The sequence below is a fragment of the Pontibacter actiniarum genome (assembly GCF_003585765.1).
In the GTDB taxonomy this organism is placed as follows: domain Bacteria; phylum Bacteroidota; class Bacteroidia; order Cytophagales; family Hymenobacteraceae; genus Pontibacter; species Pontibacter actiniarum.
In genome coordinates this window covers 2,213,374-2,228,961 of the sequence record NZ_CP021235.1, presented here as the reverse complement: position 1 = coordinate 2,228,961, position 15,588 = coordinate 2,213,374, and the positions used below count along the sequence as shown (strand labels likewise).

The following is a 15,588-nucleotide window of genomic DNA, read 5'->3' as shown; positions in this document are numbered from 1 at the left end:
TCTAAGGGCCTTTAGTGAGGATGGTATGCAAGCCGCAGCCGCCGTTGGAGGCAGGGTGAAAGTGCGGCGCAGGAGCTGCGTTTTGTGCCTGAGGGTAAAGCTGTTGCAGGACTACCCTCAGTATCGGGGTCAGCAGTGCCTTGTCTAGCTGAAGTACAGCCTCCGGCTCTCCGGAGGAAATCTCCCCGGCAAAGAGAACCAGCTGCTTCTCTACGGACAGGTCTAGCAAATCCTGCTGTGCAGCTTCCTGGGAAGGTGCCGCTTGTACAGGAACAGGCATGGCAAAAGCCAGCACAGCGCACAGCATTACTGCCAGCAGCACGTGGAGCTTTTTAATAACCTGTATACCTGTAGCTATCATCGCAGCAAAGGAATGGTGTTGCAATGACTAAAACAACAGGCGGAGCTACATATTTTGTGAATAAAGTGAGGGGTGCAGGCTGCAGGCACTAACAAAGGGAAATTGTGTACTCAAATAGTATAAACAGCCTTAGCGCCTGGTGCCAGCCTAGAATAGAAGCATCAGGATATAGCCAACGTAGAGGGCTAGCAAAACTGCCCCTTCCCAACGCGCCAGCTGCCTTCCTTTTCCTGTGAAGATAAACAGGAACAGAAGCAGGCTGGATACAATAGTAACCATGATGTCTGTACCTGCCTCAGGCTGCACCGGTACCTGCGTTACGACCGTCGAAATGCCAAGTATAAAAAAGATGTTAAAGATGTTAGACCCTACCACGTTGCCTATGGCGATATCCACGTTACGCTTTCTGACGGCTACCACCGAGGTGGCCAACTCCGGCAGCGAGGTGCCGATCGACACGATGGTAAGGCCAATGATGCGCTCCGAAAGCCCAAAAGACTCGGCGATGCTCACGGCACTCATCACGATCAGGCGACCTCCGATAATCAGCCCGGCAAGGCCAACCAGCAGAAATAGGGAGGCCTGCAGGTAAGTATACTGCTGCGTGGGTGTCTCATCTTCTCCTGTTCCCCCGACGGCCAAGGTAATGTTGTACACCAGGAAGATGGAAAAGAAGAGCAGCAGAATGATCCCGTCTGTGCGGGAAATGGCGTTAGATGCATCCCCGTCCAGAAACGTGTCATTGGCCAGCACGAGCACGGCAACCGCAGCCAGTAAGCTCAGCGGGACCTCCAGCCAGGTGGTGTTGGATTTCACACTGAGTGGATAAATAAGGGCGGAGATACCCAAAATACCCAGCACGTTGAAGATATTACTTCCCAGCACGTTGCCCAGCACCATTGCCGTGTTGTTGTCTACCGCCGCGAAAAGGTTCACCACCAGCTCCGGTGCAGATGTTCCGAAGGCCACAATGGTCAGGCCGATCACAATATTAGGCACGCCCAGTCTTGATGCCAGGCTGGAGGCAGCGTCCACTAGCTTGGTGGCACCGTAGATCAAGGCCGCAAATCCGGCCAGAAGAATTAGAACATCCATCATAGTGGCTATAGTTTATAGAGTTACCTGCTTCGCTTTTTCAACTACGGGAACTCCTGCAGGTAAAGTGGGCTTGCCTGCAAATATAGACCTGCAGCCGATATTTTATAGCAAGCTCCTGTCTTTTTGTACCTTTGCCGCCTGCTTTTACAGGCTTCGGTGAGGCCAGAGGCAGGGAGGAGAACTTTTATGAACTTGAAGCTGACAAGGCAAGGCTACATGGTGCAACTGGACGGCCTCCGCGCAATCGCCGTAACTGCTGTCGTGCTTTTCCACTGGACGCCGGAGGTAAAGCAAACAGGATTCGGAGGCTTGGGGGTACAGCTGTTTTTTGTGCTGAGCGGCTATTTGATCACGGGTATACTGCTGGATGCCCGCACAAAGGCCGAAGCATTGGGGGTGGCTAAAAAGCAGGTCGTCAGGAGCTTCTACGCCCGCAGGTTTCTCCGGATATTTCCGCTCTACTACCTGGTGGTCATACTTGCCGCACTGCTGGGCTCCGTCAACATACAGCGTTACCTCGGGTGGCACCTGAGCTATCTTTCGAACATAGCCATCTTTAGGGAGGGGCACTGGATAGGAGAGGCCTCGCACCTGTGGTCGCTGGCGGTGGAAGAGCAGTTTTACCTGCTGTGGCCGTTCGTTATACTTTTTACGCCGAGGCGCCACCTTTTTGTAACCATGGGAGGGTTTATACTTCTTGCCCCAGCCTTCAAGCTGGCGTGTCTCCTGCTGGAAGTGGGAGGAAGCAGAGCAGGGGTGCTCCCCATCAGTTCTTTGCACTACCTGGGGGCGGGGGCGCTGCTGGCGCTGTGTGAGAAAAGCAGGAGCTTTAGGGGCGATGCCCGGCGGCGCGACAAGTTTGCTGCCTGGATACAAGCAGGAGGGGTAGCAGGCCTGGTTATTTTCGGGGTGCTGCAGCTTACGCCAGGGCTGCTGAAATCAATGCCTGTTTTAGGAGTGTGCAGGGATTTTGCGGTGATCAGTTTGTTTAGCAGCATCACTTTTGGTGCAGCGCAGGGGTTCAAAGGCATAGCTGGCCGGCTGCTGTCTTCAAGGCCCATGCGGTATGTGGGGCAGATCAGCTATGGTCTTTACCTGTTCCATAACTTCGTCCCGTACTTTACCGAGCGGCTCCTGCAGCAGCTGGGTGTGGGTACCGTTAACCGCCCTTTACTGCTAACGGTAGAAGCCCTGGTTTTAGTCGGCCTGAGCGTTGCCTCCTGGCACCTGTTCGAAAAGAAGCTGAACAGGTATAAAGACAGCTTCCCCTATGTTGCTGTGCCAGCAAAGGCGGTGGGGCAACCGTAAAATGTGGCGTAGGAATACCGAATGGACTTTTGCTCTTTTGTATTTTACTCTGTGTACCGCTGCTGCAAAGTGCTGCAAGAAGATCAGGGTTATCTATACTTGATGATAACATTTTAGTGAAAGAAGACTTCATCCTTGCAATGACTTTTTTTAAGTAAGGAAGCGATACTTTTTACCATATGGTAAGTTCTTCAAAAATGAGTTTGTGTAACTTACTGTCATGAAAGAGTTGATAGAGTACATTTTGCAGTTTGGCAACCTGAACAAGCAACAAATCAGCTTTGTTGAAAAAAGAGCAATAGCAGCAGACCTGCAAAAAGACGAGTACTTTTCCCAGGCTGGAAGTATCCCCAGGCACGTCGGCTTTATTGTGGAAGGTGTGATGCGGGGCTGTTACTACAACAACAAAGGGGAAGGAATCACGCGTTGCTTTATCAACGAAAACAGTTTAGTGGTTGATTACATCAATTTTGAAGCTAACCTGGTCTCTACAGAATACATACAGGCCTGTACGGACTGTAAACTCATGCTATTTTCGAAGCAGGATTGGGAAGAGCTCTCCCACACCATTGTAGGCTGGGACAGCATCAAGAACAAGATGGTGCATGCCTGCATGTTCCAAAAGTCCAGAAAAGGCCCCGTCATTTCACAAGACGCTACTACGCGTTATTTAGAGTTCATGGAAAACTATCCGTCGCTTATCAACCGTGTTCCCTTAGCTTATATCGCGTCCTACTTAGGGGTGACGCAGCAGTCGTTGAGCAGAATACGGAAGAACATCCGCTAGAACTGTTTTTACCAAATGGTAAACGGCTTCATTTTTAGAAGGTGCACTTTTGCCTAAGTCATCTAAAAAGCACTAAAAATGAAATCAGCATTAATTACAGGAGCGAACAAAGGCATCGGCTTTGAAACGGCAAAGCAACTGCTGCAAAAAGGATTCTACGTTTACCTCGGAAGCCGTGACTTGAACAAAGGGCTCGAGGCGGTTGAAAAGCTGAAGTCGGAAGGGCTGACCAACGCAGAGGCCATCCAACTGGATGTAACAGATGAAAGCTCAGTCAAAGCTGCCCGTGAGGACATCGGTAAAAAATCAGGTGCCTTGGATGTGCTTATTAATAACGCAGGAATCAACGGGGGGATGCCGTATACCGCACTTGAGGCGAGAGCAGATCAGTTTACCGCAGCCTTCAACACCAATGTGCTGGGCGTGGCAAGGGTCACGCAGGCTTTTATTGACCTGCTACGCAAGTCGGCCGAGCCAAGAATTGTGAATGTAAGCACCAGCGTAGGCTCTCTTTCGTTGCAAAGCAACCCAAGCTGGCCAGCCTATGACTATGCCAAGTATGCGGTTTACGCTTCTTCAAAGGCCGCCATGAACATGTACACCGTTCATTTGGCCTACGAACTGCGTGACACGGCCTTTAAAGTAAATGCGGTGTGCCCCGGCTATACCAAAACCGATTTCACGAATCACAATGGGGGTGAGGTCGAAGAAGCCGGGAAGCGCATTGTAAGGTATGCGCTACTAGACCAGAACGGACCAACAGGAAAGTTTTTCAGCGAAGAGACCAATCCTGAAACTGGCGAAATTCCGTGGTAGAAGGGGGGCACTGTACAAGATCCTAGGCTTGCCGCGTCTCTATAAGTCTACCTCTTTAAGTACGCTGTAGACCTTGTCAACACAAGAGCGAAGAGCAAATTTTTTGCTCTTCGCTCTTGTGTTTCAAGTGTTGTATGTATTGCCTTTATAAACCCTTGGCAAACCTAGGGGTTGAGCTGTTGCTAAATTCCTGCGCCTTCTTCCAATTCTTGTAAAGTATAGGTCGACGAACACTTGTTTCACCCTTTGAGGGCTCACCTGAGTAGTGGCAGAAGTTTTCCTGGTAATCTTCGTTTCCAAATTGAGCCCAACTTTTATAGGCTTGATAACTTAAAGGCCGCTCTGGGTCAAAGGCTATTTTTTCTCCTGTTCTAATGCAGTAGCCTGGCTGGAAAGGCCGCTCAGAAACTTTTTGTTCACTGTAGACAGGCCTTGGCTGCTTCTCGACCTCTTCTCTGCTAGGCCTTTTTGCGTAGTCGTTGGCGTCAAGCTCTTCTTCAAAATCCTCAAGTCTCTTTTTGCCTCTTTCCAGCGTTTTGGCTTTATAAAGTTCTTCCGTTCTATCTAGTAGTACTTTAGAGCCCATGTAGTTTTTGCTAAGTAAACCTTTTTCAAAAATCGGACGCTTTACGTAAACCACTTCATGGTCATTTGCTATGTCAAGACTAGTTTCCCACACGGCCGTATCAGACTGCTTTGATAGCAGACTAATACCTTTCGACTCGAATATCACACCGTATTCTATGTTATTTTTGAAAGAGTAGTCATAAAGGTTAATGGAGGTTAAAACTCCTGCTTCATCATTGGCATAATATTTCGCGTGTAGGTTGGGCACGTAAACCAGGCTGATGTTGGGAAACTGCATAAAGAATTTCAGATCAGACTTACTGAAGCTCTTGCTTACCTGCCCTTCATTTTTCCCAAAGATGATGTTTATGTGCAGTTTTGGGCTGTTCAGGTGCTTTTTAAACAGGTTCTTAAAATAGTCATCAAGCTTGATGTAAGGTGACACAATCAAAAGATCTCTTTTTGCCTCCCAGATAATATTGTAAACAGCATCTTCCAGCTCTTTACCAGTAATAAATTTTGACATTGTAAGTGGTATGTAATCGAATAATAGTTTGTTTTACAGGTTTTGGAACCCCGACATCATCCTCCGCTTCGGACCCTACATAGCGCCGAGAGGTAGTGCCACAGTGTATGGAGTCACAAAAAGTTGACTTTGCTGATGCTAAACAGCGAGTTCATAGGGGCCTTATCGGCCTGCTGGTCAACCAGGCATTTCTGCAGCAGCGAGAATAGGAGATCTTTGGATTGTTTCTCAGCTAAAGCAATCTCCCGCGTATTGGGAATAGCAAAGGGAAAGGATGCCAAATCTGTTTCTGCCTTGGGTTTGGCAGTATTATTTGTTTTCGTAGTCATGTAAACGAGTAGTAGGTGGTGTAACGCAAATACAAGTTACAAAAATTGATAACATCAAGTATAAGAATATAGACTTTTATAAATACCTGAAGCAGGATTTGTAGGATTAGAGGATTAACAGGATGCGCTTGCTTCGCAGCAGCCAACAAGACCCCGCAGCGTGCGCAGCTCCTGCAAGTGTCTGGGTTGTGTTTTGAATGGGCGGTGGTGGAATGAAGCTATGCATTGCCATGCCTGTAGAAGTATAATCAGAAGGAGAACTCTTCCTTAGGAAAAGCTTACTCACCATGTAACGAAAGAACTCCTTAACTTGGCGGCACCAAAACCTTTTAGTAATGCAAACAAATTCAACGCTTCTCCTCATCGATGACGAAAACAACCTGCGGCAGGTACTGGCACGTGTGCTGGAGCTGGAGGGATACCAGGTGCTGCAGGCCAAAAACGCCCGCGAGGGGTTTGAGTTGCTGGAGAACCATGCAGAGGAGGTGGAGGTGGTGCTGAGCGACGTGAAGCTGCCCGACGACCATGGCCTGAACATCCTGCGCAAGGTAAAGGAAAAGTACCCGCTGCCGGAGGTGATCCTGATGACGGCCTTCGGAACGATACAGGATGGCGTAAGTGCTATGAAGCAGGGGGCCTTTGATTACCTGACCAAAGGGGAGAACGACGAGCAACTGATCGTAACAGTGGCCAGGGCTGCCGACAAAGCAAGGCTGCGCAAACGGGTGGCCGAGCTGGAAAAGCAAGTGGAGGCTAAGTTTACCTTAGATACCATTATCGGCCATACACCCGCCTTAAAACAGGCCAAAGAGCTAACGGCACGCGTTGCTGCCACGGATTCGACCGTGTTGCTCGAAGGCGAAACAGGCGTGGGAAAGGAGCTGTTTGCGCAGGCCATCCACAGTGCCAGCCCAAGGCGCAGCAAACCGTTTGTGGCCGTCAACTGCAGCGCTTTCCCGAAAGACCTTTTGGAGTCGGAGATATTTGGCTACAAGAAAGGAGCCTTTACCGGGGCGATGGCCGATAAGAAAGGCTTGTTCGAAGAAGCCAACGGCGGTACTATTTTCCTGGATGAGATAGGGGAGATGCCGCCGGAACTACAGGCCAAATTCCTGCGCGTGCTGGAGACGCAATCCTTTACAAAGCTGGGCGATACAAAACCTGTAAAAGTGAACGTGCGCATTGTGGCCGCCACCAACCGCGACCTGCAGGCTGAAGCCGAGGCAGACCGCTTCCGTCCTGACCTGTACTACCGCCTCTCGGTGTTCAAGATAAGGGTGCCAACGCTGCGGGAGCGACAGGCGGATATCCCTCTGCTGGCGCAGCACTTCCTGCAGCTGTACAACCTGAAAATGAACCGTCGGCTGGAGGGGATGAGCGAAGAGTTTATTCAGAAGCTGAAGCATTACCCCTGGAAGGGAAATATCCGGGAGCTGAAAAACGTGATGGAGCGTGCCGTTATATTGGCCGATGAAGAAAAACTGACGCCCGAGCACCTGCCCGCAGAGTTCTGGACAGCAGCTCCCTCCCTGGAGGCTTCTGAAAGCGATACCTCCCTCAGTACCGTGGAGCGCAAGCACATCATGAAAATACTGGAACAGACCGACGGCAACAAAACCGAAGCCGCCCGCCGCCTGCACATCGGCCTGACCACGCTTTACCGCAAGGTGCAGGAGTATGGCCTGAACTAAAAACTGCCTCAAGTATAGGTGATCAAAAAGGAGCTAAGTATAGCGGCCGCTGACGCGTTTCCGCAAGTATAGCCTACCGATATGAAAAGCCGACCCTACCAAAATGGTAGGGTCGGCTTTTTTGTTGGATCACCTCCAGGAAAAGCGCAAGTGTGAAATGGCTTGATTAGTTGCGGTTTATACTTGGGTAGCCCATACTTTATACTTCCTGGCACCCCCCTTGACTAAAGGTCTGGCACAACAAACCATTTATACTATGAATGAAGTGCTGATGACGATTTTACTGCTGGTAGCCGGGCTTGCCTGCTTCTGGCTCTTTTACAAATCCATTGATTTTTTTGACAACATTTAATTTCTTTTCTATGAGCGCTATGATACAGCATCATGAAATTTCGAAGGAGCTGAGCCAGGAATTTCCGGACCTGGCACCTGAGATTAGTTTAGAAGAGAACAAGCGCAACCTGCACCGCCAGCTGGCCTGCTTTGCCTCTTACACCAACCGCTTTATCGATGCCGTTAACCTCGACGGCGCCCGCCGATGCTTCCGGGAGGCAAACAAGCTGTTGCAGGAAGGCGATCAGCAGGTGCGCCACGCGCTGCAGGTTTCTTACCTGTATGCCCTGCACCTTTACAACGGAGATAACTCGCTGCAGTGGCGCTTGCTGATGGGGCCGGCCCTGGTTCGTTGCTCTCAGCAGATGACGCACAACATGCTGCCTTAATGCCTTTCCAACCTATGAAGCTCATCTATACACACAAAAGATATGATTGCACTTTTCATCCTAAGCATCGTCACGTTTGGCTACCTGTTTTACGTGCTGCTAAAACCCGAGAAATTCTAAGTTCACTACCACAACACAAGAAAAATGTTAACTGATATACTAGGAGTAATCGCCATGTTCCTGCTCACGGTAGCCATTGGGTTGCCACTGGGCAAATACATCGCGAAAGTATACAAAGGAGAGCGTACCTGGCTTGATTTTATGGCACCGCTGGAGCGCTTCTTCTTCCGCATGAGCGGCATCGACGCCAGCCGCGAAATGACCTGGAAACAAAGTATGGTCGCGCTGCTAAGCATTAACCTGATCTGGTTCTTCTGGGCTATGTTTCTGCTGATGACGCAGAGCCACCACCCGTTCTGGAACCCCGATAACAACCCGTCCATGTCGCCTGACCTGGCCTTTAATACGGCTATCAGCTTTCTGGTAAACTGCAACCTGCAGCACTATTCCGGCGAAACGGGGCTTTCCTACCTTTCGCAGCTGGGGGTCATGTGCTTTTTGCAGTTCGTGACGGCAGGCACAGGTATGGCTGCCTGCGCCGTGGTATTCAACGCCATGCGCAGCCGCAGCACACAGCACCTGGGCAACTTCTTCGACTATTTCCTGAAAAGCTGTACCCGCATTCTGCTGCCTTTAAGTGTGGTGGTAGCGGTAATAGTTGCCACGCAGGGCACACCGATGACGTTCGAAGGCAAAGACACCATCACTACTCTGCAAGGAGTGGAGCAGCAGATATCCAGAGGCCCGGCAGCCGCTATGGTCGCGATCAAGCAGGTGGGGACCAACGGCGGTGGCTTCTTCGGGGTGAACTCCGCGCACCCGCTCGAAAACCCTACCTACCTGAGCAACATGGTAGAAAACATGGTGATCATCCTGATACCGATTGGGCTGGCTTTTGCGCTAGGCTTTTACCTGGACCGCAAGCGCCTGGGGTGGATGGTGTTCGGTGCCATGACGGTAGGCTTCCTGCTGCTGCTGACGACAACCGTATACTTCGAGATGAACGGCAATCCTGCCATTTCCAATATGGGCATTGATCAAGGTCTGGGCTCCCTGGAGGGCAAGGAAATGCGCCTGGGCGCTGCTGCCTCAGGTATGTGGGCCACCAGCACCACGGTTACCTCCAACGGGTCCGTGAATGCCATGCACGACTCCCTCACGCCGCTTTCAGGTATGAATACCATGCTGGGCATGATGATCAACTCCTTCTACGGAGGGGTGGGTGTGGGCTTCCTTAACTTCTTTGTCTTTATCATCATTGCCGTGTTTATCTCCGGGTTGATGGTGGGGCGCACGCCAGAGTTTTTGGGTAAGAAGGTAGAGGCCCGGGAGGTAAAGATCGCCATTATAATCGCGCTGTTGCACCCTTTCCTTATACTTTCAGGTACGGCGCTAGCGGCCTATGTGTATGTACAGAACCCGGAAATCGGCTGGTTAAACAACCCCGGCTTCCACGGCTTCTCCGAAATGCTGTACGAGTATACTTCCTCTGCCGCGAACAACGGCTCCGGCTTTGAGGGGCTCGGCGACAACACGCCCTTCTGGAACATCACCACAGGTTTTGTGCTGATCCTGAGCCGGTACCTACCCATTATAGGGCCAGTGGCCATAGCTGGCATCATGGCCAGCAAACGCTATATCCCGGAGTCTGCCGGTACGCTGAAAACCGATACGGGCACCTTTGGCCTGATGGTGTTTTTCGTGATCTGGATTGTGGCTGCACTGGCTTTCTTCCCGTCGCTGGTATTGGGCCCTATTGCAGAATACTTCACCATCTACTAAAAGATATAAACGGCGCAGCAAGAAGCGAAGCGGGTAAGCCCGGTAACGCATTGGAGCACCCCGTCTGCCAGTTTGTGGCAACGCCTCTTGTGTCTGCGCCTTAAATACAAAAGAAATGACAGCTAAAAATAAAGAAACCGGATTGTTTGAAGGGCCGCTGGTAAAACAGGCACTGGCGGAGTCCTTCGTGAAACTCAATCCAAGGCAAATGATTAAAAATCCCGTGATGTTCACGGTGGAGCTGGGCACCTTTGTGATGCTGCTGGTCACCTTGTACCTGCTCATCTCAGGTGATACCTCGCAGGGAAGCCTGGGCTATAACATCACCATCTTCCTGATTCTGCTCATAACCTTGCTCTTCGCCAATTTCGCAGAGGCCATTGCCGAGGCTCGCGGCAAGGCACAGGCGGACTCGCTGCGCAAGACACGTGAGGAAACGCCTGCCAATGTGGTGGACGCCAAAGGAAACGTAACCCAAGTCAGCTCTTCCCAGCTCAAAAAAGGCGATGTGTTCGTGGTATCGGCCGGGGAGCTAATCCCAACGGACGGGGAGATTATAGACGGCCTGGCCTCCATTGATGAGTCTGCTATTACAGGTGAGTCTGCTCCGGTGATACGGGAGGCAGGCGGTGACCGGTCTTCGGTAACAGGCGGTACCAAGGTGCTGTCAGATCAGATAAAAGTACTGGTAACGACTGCGCCGGGCGAGTCTTTCCTGGATAAGATGATTGCCCTTGTGGAGGGAGCCAGCCGCCAGAAAACGCCCAACGAAATTGTCCTGACGATCCTGCTGGCAGGTTTTACCATGACTTTCCTGCTGGTTTGCGTCACGCTGAAGCCCTTTGCGGACTATGCCAACGCACCGCTTACGATTGCCGCCCTGATAGCATTGTTTGTGTGCCTGATCCCGACTACGATCGGGGGGCTGCTTTCGGCCATCGGTATAGCGGGGATGGACAGGGCACTTCGCGCCAACGTAATTACCAAATCAGGCAAGGCCGTGGAAACTGCTGGTGACATTGACGTGCTGCTGCTGGATAAAACAGGCACTATTACCATCGGTAACCGCAGAGCCACTAAGTTTCACCCGGCACCGGGTGTAGATAGAGATGCTTTTATCCGGCAGGCGGTGCTTAGCTCGCTGGCAGATGAAACACCTGAGGGTAAGTCTATCGTGGAGCTGGCGCAGGAGCTGAATGTAGGTGTGCCGCAGCCGGACATGCGCCAGGTGGAGTTTATCAAATTCACGGCCGAGACCCGCTCCAGCGGTATTAACCTGGCAAACGGCACACGCATCCGCAAAGGAGCTTACGATGCCATTCGTAAAATGTCAGAGAACGCCGGCAACCTCTTACATCCAAACGTAACGGAAACGATTGAAAAGATTGCCGCTAACGGAGGCACCCCTTTGGTGGTGGCAGCAAACGAGGAAGTGCAGGGGGTGATTCAGCTGGAGGACATCATTAAGCCGGGCATACAGGAGCGCTTTGAGCGCCTGCGCAAGATGGGCGTAAAAACCGTGATGGTAACCGGCGACAACCCTTTAACAGCGAAGTTTATTGCCGAAAAAGCCGGGGTAGATGACTTTATTGCAGAGGCCACACCGGAAGACAAACTCAACTACATCCGGAAAGAACAGGCCAGCGGCAAGCTGGTAGCTATGATGGGCGACGGTACAAACGATGCTCCTGCACTGGCACAGGCCGATGTGGGCGTGGCCATGAACTCCGGTACACAGGCAGCCAAAGAAGCTGGCAACATGGTGGACCTCGACAACGACCCAACCAAGCTGATCGAGGTGGTGGAGATTGGGAAGCAGCTGCTCATCACCCGCGGCACGCTCACCACCTTCTCCATCGCCAACGACGTAGCCAAGTACTTCGCTATCGTGCCGGCCCTGTTCATCGCTTTTATACCTGCCTTGCAGGGGCTCAACATCATGAACCTGGCTAGTCCGCAATCGGCCATACTTTCGGCGGTAATCTTCAATGCTATTATTATCCCGGTCCTGATTCCGTTGGCATTGCGCGGGGTGGCTTATAAACCGATTGGGGCAAGTGCTCTGCTGCGCCGCAACCTGCTCGTTTACGGAGTGGGTGGGGTGATCGTGCCGTTCGTCGGTATCAAGGCGATTGATATGCTGCTGGTCATGTTTGGACTGGGCTAGTCAGGCTGTAATTGCATAGGTATAAAAGTATAAGAAGGAGCCAAAGCCTTACGCCCGGCTCCTTTACAAAGTAGAAGTATAAACATCTGAATTTATCCGAAATGGAAACTAATATAAAAGAGAAGCCAGTGCAGGAGAGAGCTAACCGAGGGGCCAGTTCTCAGCCCAAGGGCACAGGAAACATCATGAAGCAGAGCCTGATCCTGACCGTATGGTGCATCGGCTTTTTTGTGCTCCTGTATCCGCTTTCGATCTGGGCCATTGCCAGGATGGCTGCTCCAAACGGGGGAGCGGGAAAGCAAGTAACGGTGAACGGCCGTGTGGTTGGTTACGAAAATGTAGGCCAGTCCTTCACCGAAGATCGCTACTTTTACAGCCGCCCATCGGCGGTGGCGTACAACGGCGGCGGCTCCGGCGGCTCAAACAAGGGCCCTTCTAACCCGGAGTACCTGGCAGAGGTACAGGAGCGCATTGATACCTTCTTGGAGCAGAACCCAACGGTAAAGCGCAAGGAGGTGCCGGCAGAGCTGGTAACAGCCTCGGGTAGCGGCCTGGACCCGCATTTATCGCCGCAGGGGGCGCTGGTGCAGATAGAACGCATTGCCCGCGTACGCCACCTGCCCGTGGAGCAGGTGCGGGCGCTGGTGCAGGAGCAGGTAGAGGCTCCGCTGCTGGGTATACTTGGCCCGGAGAAAGTAAACGTGCTGAAGCTGAATGTGGCGCTGGATCAGCTGAACGCGCAGCGGTAGCTTGATTACTGCCCGCTGCAGATGTACTCTGCCGCTGGTGCGAGCTTGTTGCTCGTACCTTCACGCCCACATCACACATTCAGCAAGTACAGCTTTAGCGCAAAGCATGGATTAAATTGTGCCAGATACAAATTGATCTTACTCTTTGTCAGTACGTTTAAACTGGCAGCAGTAAAAGTGAGGGTTGGGCAAGGTACGAGCTGCAAGCTCGCACCAGCGACTACATGTTTCAACTATACTTGGGTTTGGTACTCATCAACTAAAACATACACAAAAGCCGCGGCTACGCAGGCTGCGGCATCAACAAGAACATTTACACAGATGAAATACTTATTCGCCATACTTTTAGCGCTGTACTTATTGGTAACCTTTGCCGCAAGTGCGCAAACAGCCGACTCGTTAGGTATGGAAGAAGCGGAAAAGCCGTTTAAATTGAGCGGCGGCGTGGATGTATACTATGCCTATGATTTCTCGAAACCTGTAGACAAAGACCGACTCTATACCACCCAGGCTTTCCGCCACAACGAGTTTAACCTGAACTGGGGTTTTCTGCAGGCAGATTATGCCACCGATAAAGTGCGGGCCACGCTGGCGCTGCACACGGGTACTTATGTGCAGGCCAACTATGCTGCCGAGCCAAATGAATTGACGCAGCTCATCGCGCAGGCAAACGCCGGGGTAAAGCTGGCCGAAGGCGTGTGGCTGGATATGGGTATTCTGCCCTCGCATATTGGCTATGAAAGCACTTTCTCCCTCAACAACGAAATCTACACGCGTGCCCTCATGGCCGAAAACTCACCTTACTTTGAAACGGGTGCCCAACTAACGGCGGAGGTGTCGGACAAGGTGACGATGAAGTTCCTGGTGCTGAACGGCTGGCAGAACATACAGGAGACAAACGACGCCAAATCACTGGGCTTCGGCATTAGCTATACGCCTACAGACCAGCTCACGCTGAGCTACAACAACTACTACGGCAACGAAGCGCCGGATGAAACGGATAGCAAGCGCCGCTACTTCCATAATTTCTATGCGGCTTATACTTTCTCCGACAGGTTTAACTTAGCCGGCAGCGTGGACTATGGTCGCCAGGAGCTTTGGGATAGCAGGGAGCAAGGCAGCTGGTACGCCGGCATGGTGCTGGCGCGCTACCGGTTAAGCGAAAAGTTTGCCCTGGCAGGTCGTGTAGAGCATTATAACGATGAAGACCAGATCATCATCTCCACGCAAAGCCCCAACGGTTTCCAGACCTCCAGCGCCTCGCTGAACTTCGATTATGCTCCGGCTCCCAACTTTCTGTGGCGGGTGGAGGCACGCGGCTACGACTCCAAAGACAGGATATTTGCCGGCGATGAAGGCATAAAAGACAATAATCTGCTGTTGGTAACCTCTTTTGCGCTGAAGTTCTAGAAGGAGCAGGCAGGTAGTGCTAACTGCATGCCTGCTCCATGTAAGCTTGAAAAACATGAACTCAAAGGAAGAAGAGGATAACAGTAAATCTGCAGATCGCTTTCTGCGGCTGCTGCAGGAGTCGAAGAAGGGGCGCTTTAAGCTGTACATCGGCTTGGCGGCTGGCGTCGGAAAAACATACCGCATGCTGCAGGAGGCCCGGGAACTACAGGCCCACGGGGTAGATGTGCTGATTGGCTATGTGGAGACGCATGGCAGAGCTGGAACCGAGGCGCAGCTGGAAGGCCTGCCTGTGATGAAGCGCAAGTCTATCTTTTACAAAGGCCGCATGCTGGAGGAGCTGGACCTGCAGGCGGTGCTGCAGCGCAGGCCAGAGGTCGTGATCGTAGATGAGCTGGCGCATACCAATGTGCCGGGTTCTGTAAACGAAAAGCGCTGGCAGGATGTGGAGCAGCTGATACAGGCTGGTATCAGCGTGATCAGCGCCGTAAACATCCAGCATATCGAGAGCCTGAACTATCAGATCGAAAAGATTACAGGGGTGGAGGTGTCGGAGCGGGTGCCGGACAAGGTGGTGAAAGCCGCTGACGATATTGTCAACATCGACCTCACGATAGAGGAGCTGCTGGACAGGCTGAAGGAGGGGAAGATCTACGATAAGGTAAAGGTGGAGGCGGCCCTGAAAAACTTTTTTCAGAAGGAGAACCTGCTGCAGCTGCGCGAGCTGGCCCTGCGCGAAGTATCCAACCACCTGATGCAGCGCATTGATCTGGAAGTGGCCATGGCCTCACGCAAAAACTTGGACAAGCTGGTGGCTTGCATCAACACCAATGAGAAAGCGGCAAAAGAGATTATCCGAAAAGCCTCGCGCATGGCAGACCGCTTCCGGGCCAAGTGGTATGTGGTGTACGTGCAGACGGAGCAGGAAAACACGGATACCGTTGGCCTGGCTAAGCAGCGCCACCTGATCAATAACCTGCAGCTGGCTACCCAGCTGGGCGGGCAGATCATCCGGCTGAAAGGCCGCCACGTGGCACAGGAGATACTACAGGTGGCGCAGGACAAACAAGCTACCCTGCTTATCTGCGGCGTAACCGGGCGAAAGTCTTTCAGCGACTGGTTTAAGATCAGCCAGACCCGCCGTATCATCCGTGCCGTTTCAGATGCCGGGATAGACCTGGACATTTTCCTGGTGAGTGTTTAAGCGGCATCGAA

At 51.9% G+C, this 15,588-nt stretch carries 15 protein-coding genes; 11 read left to right on the top strand and 4 right to left on the bottom strand.

Annotated features, from left to right (window positions below):
- Position 1 precedes the first annotated feature (1 nt).
- The gene (locus tag CA264_RS09580) at positions 2-361 is read right to left on the bottom strand and encodes a hypothetical protein (protein ID WP_025606671.1); all 360 of its coding nucleotides are present in this window, start codon (positions 359-361) and stop codon (positions 2-4) included.
- Positions 362-508: 147 nt separating this feature from the next.
- The gene (locus CA264_RS09575; protein ID WP_025606669.1) at positions 509-1,459 is read right to left on the bottom strand and encodes a calcium/sodium antiporter; all 951 of its coding nucleotides are present in this window, start codon (positions 1,457-1,459) and stop codon (positions 509-511) included.
- A 186-nt stretch (positions 1,460-1,645) separates the two neighbouring features.
- Between CA264_RS09575 and CA264_RS09570 the strand changes: the two genes are divergently transcribed.
- The 3 genes from CA264_RS09570 (at position 1,646) to CA264_RS09560 (ending at position 4,370) form a co-directional block, all read left to right on the top strand.
- Positions 1,646-2,767, top strand: a complete 1,122-nt coding sequence (locus tag CA264_RS09570; protein WP_157593670.1) for an acyltransferase family protein — start codon at positions 1,646-1,648, stop codon at positions 2,765-2,767.
- Positions 2,768-2,987: 220 nt separating this feature from the next.
- Positions 2,988-3,554 carry a Crp/Fnr family transcriptional regulator gene (locus tag CA264_RS09565; RefSeq protein ID WP_025606665.1) on the top strand — a complete coding sequence of 189 codons (567 nt, stop codon included), beginning with the start codon at positions 2,988-2,990 and terminating at the stop codon, positions 3,552-3,554.
- A gap of 78 nt (positions 3,555-3,632) precedes the next feature.
- Entirely contained in the window at positions 3,633-4,370 is a 738-nt protein-coding gene (locus tag CA264_RS09560; protein ID WP_025606663.1) for an SDR family oxidoreductase, read from the top strand.
- A 145-nt stretch (positions 4,371-4,515) separates the two neighbouring features.
- On the opposite strand, the gene CA264_RS09555 is transcribed toward CA264_RS09560, so the two are convergent.
- Positions 4,516-5,463, bottom strand: coding sequence for a phospholipase D-like domain-containing protein (locus CA264_RS09555; protein WP_025606661.1), 948 nt, complete (start codon positions 5,461-5,463; stop codon positions 4,516-4,518).
- A 113-nt stretch (positions 5,464-5,576) separates the two neighbouring features.
- A complete protein-coding gene (locus tag CA264_RS09550) occupies positions 5,577-5,792 on the bottom strand; it encodes a hypothetical protein (protein WP_025606660.1) in 216 nt (71 codons plus the stop codon).
- 335 nt (positions 5,793-6,127) lie between these two features.
- Here CA264_RS09550 and CA264_RS09545 point away from each other — a divergent pair, with 335 nt between their 5' ends.
- The 8 genes from CA264_RS09545 (at position 6,128) to CA264_RS09510 (ending at position 15,577) form a co-directional block, all read left to right on the top strand.
- Entirely contained in the window at positions 6,128-7,483 is a 1,356-nt protein-coding gene (locus CA264_RS09545) for a sigma-54-dependent transcriptional regulator (protein ID WP_025606659.1), read from the top strand.
- A 362-nt stretch (positions 7,484-7,845) separates the two neighbouring features.
- Positions 7,846-8,205: a DUF7674 family protein gene (locus CA264_RS09540; protein ID WP_157593669.1), complete on the top strand. Its 360-nt coding sequence runs from the start codon at positions 7,846-7,848 to the stop codon at positions 8,203-8,205.
- A gap of 42 nt (positions 8,206-8,247) precedes the next feature.
- Positions 8,248-8,325 (top strand): K(+)-transporting ATPase subunit F, encoded by a 78-nt coding sequence (gene kdpF / locus CA264_RS09535; protein WP_071784601.1) that lies wholly within the window; start codon positions 8,248-8,250, stop codon positions 8,323-8,325.
- Positions 8,326-8,349: 24 nt separating this feature from the next.
- A complete protein-coding gene (gene kdpA, locus CA264_RS09530) occupies positions 8,350-10,047 on the top strand; it encodes a potassium-transporting ATPase subunit KdpA (protein WP_025606655.1) in 1,698 nt (565 codons plus the stop codon).
- Positions 10,048-10,162: 115 nt separating this feature from the next.
- Positions 10,163-12,214, top strand: coding sequence for a potassium-transporting ATPase subunit KdpB (kdpB, locus tag CA264_RS09525; RefSeq protein ID WP_025606653.1), 2,052 nt, complete (start codon positions 10,163-10,165; stop codon positions 12,212-12,214).
- Between the two features lie 185 nt (positions 12,215-12,399).
- Positions 12,400-12,963, top strand: a complete 564-nt coding sequence (locus tag CA264_RS09520; RefSeq protein ID WP_025606651.1) for a K(+)-transporting ATPase subunit C — start codon at positions 12,400-12,402, stop codon at positions 12,961-12,963.
- A 321-nt stretch (positions 12,964-13,284) separates the two neighbouring features.
- Positions 13,285-14,373 carry a porin gene (locus tag CA264_RS09515; RefSeq protein ID WP_036775999.1) on the top strand — a complete coding sequence of 363 codons (1,089 nt, stop codon included), beginning with the start codon at positions 13,285-13,287 and terminating at the stop codon, positions 14,371-14,373.
- Between the two features lie 55 nt (positions 14,374-14,428).
- Positions 14,429-15,577 (top strand): universal stress protein, encoded by a 1,149-nt coding sequence (locus tag CA264_RS09510; protein ID WP_036776380.1) that lies wholly within the window; start codon positions 14,429-14,431, stop codon positions 15,575-15,577.
- Positions 15,578-15,588: the final 11 nt, after the last annotated feature.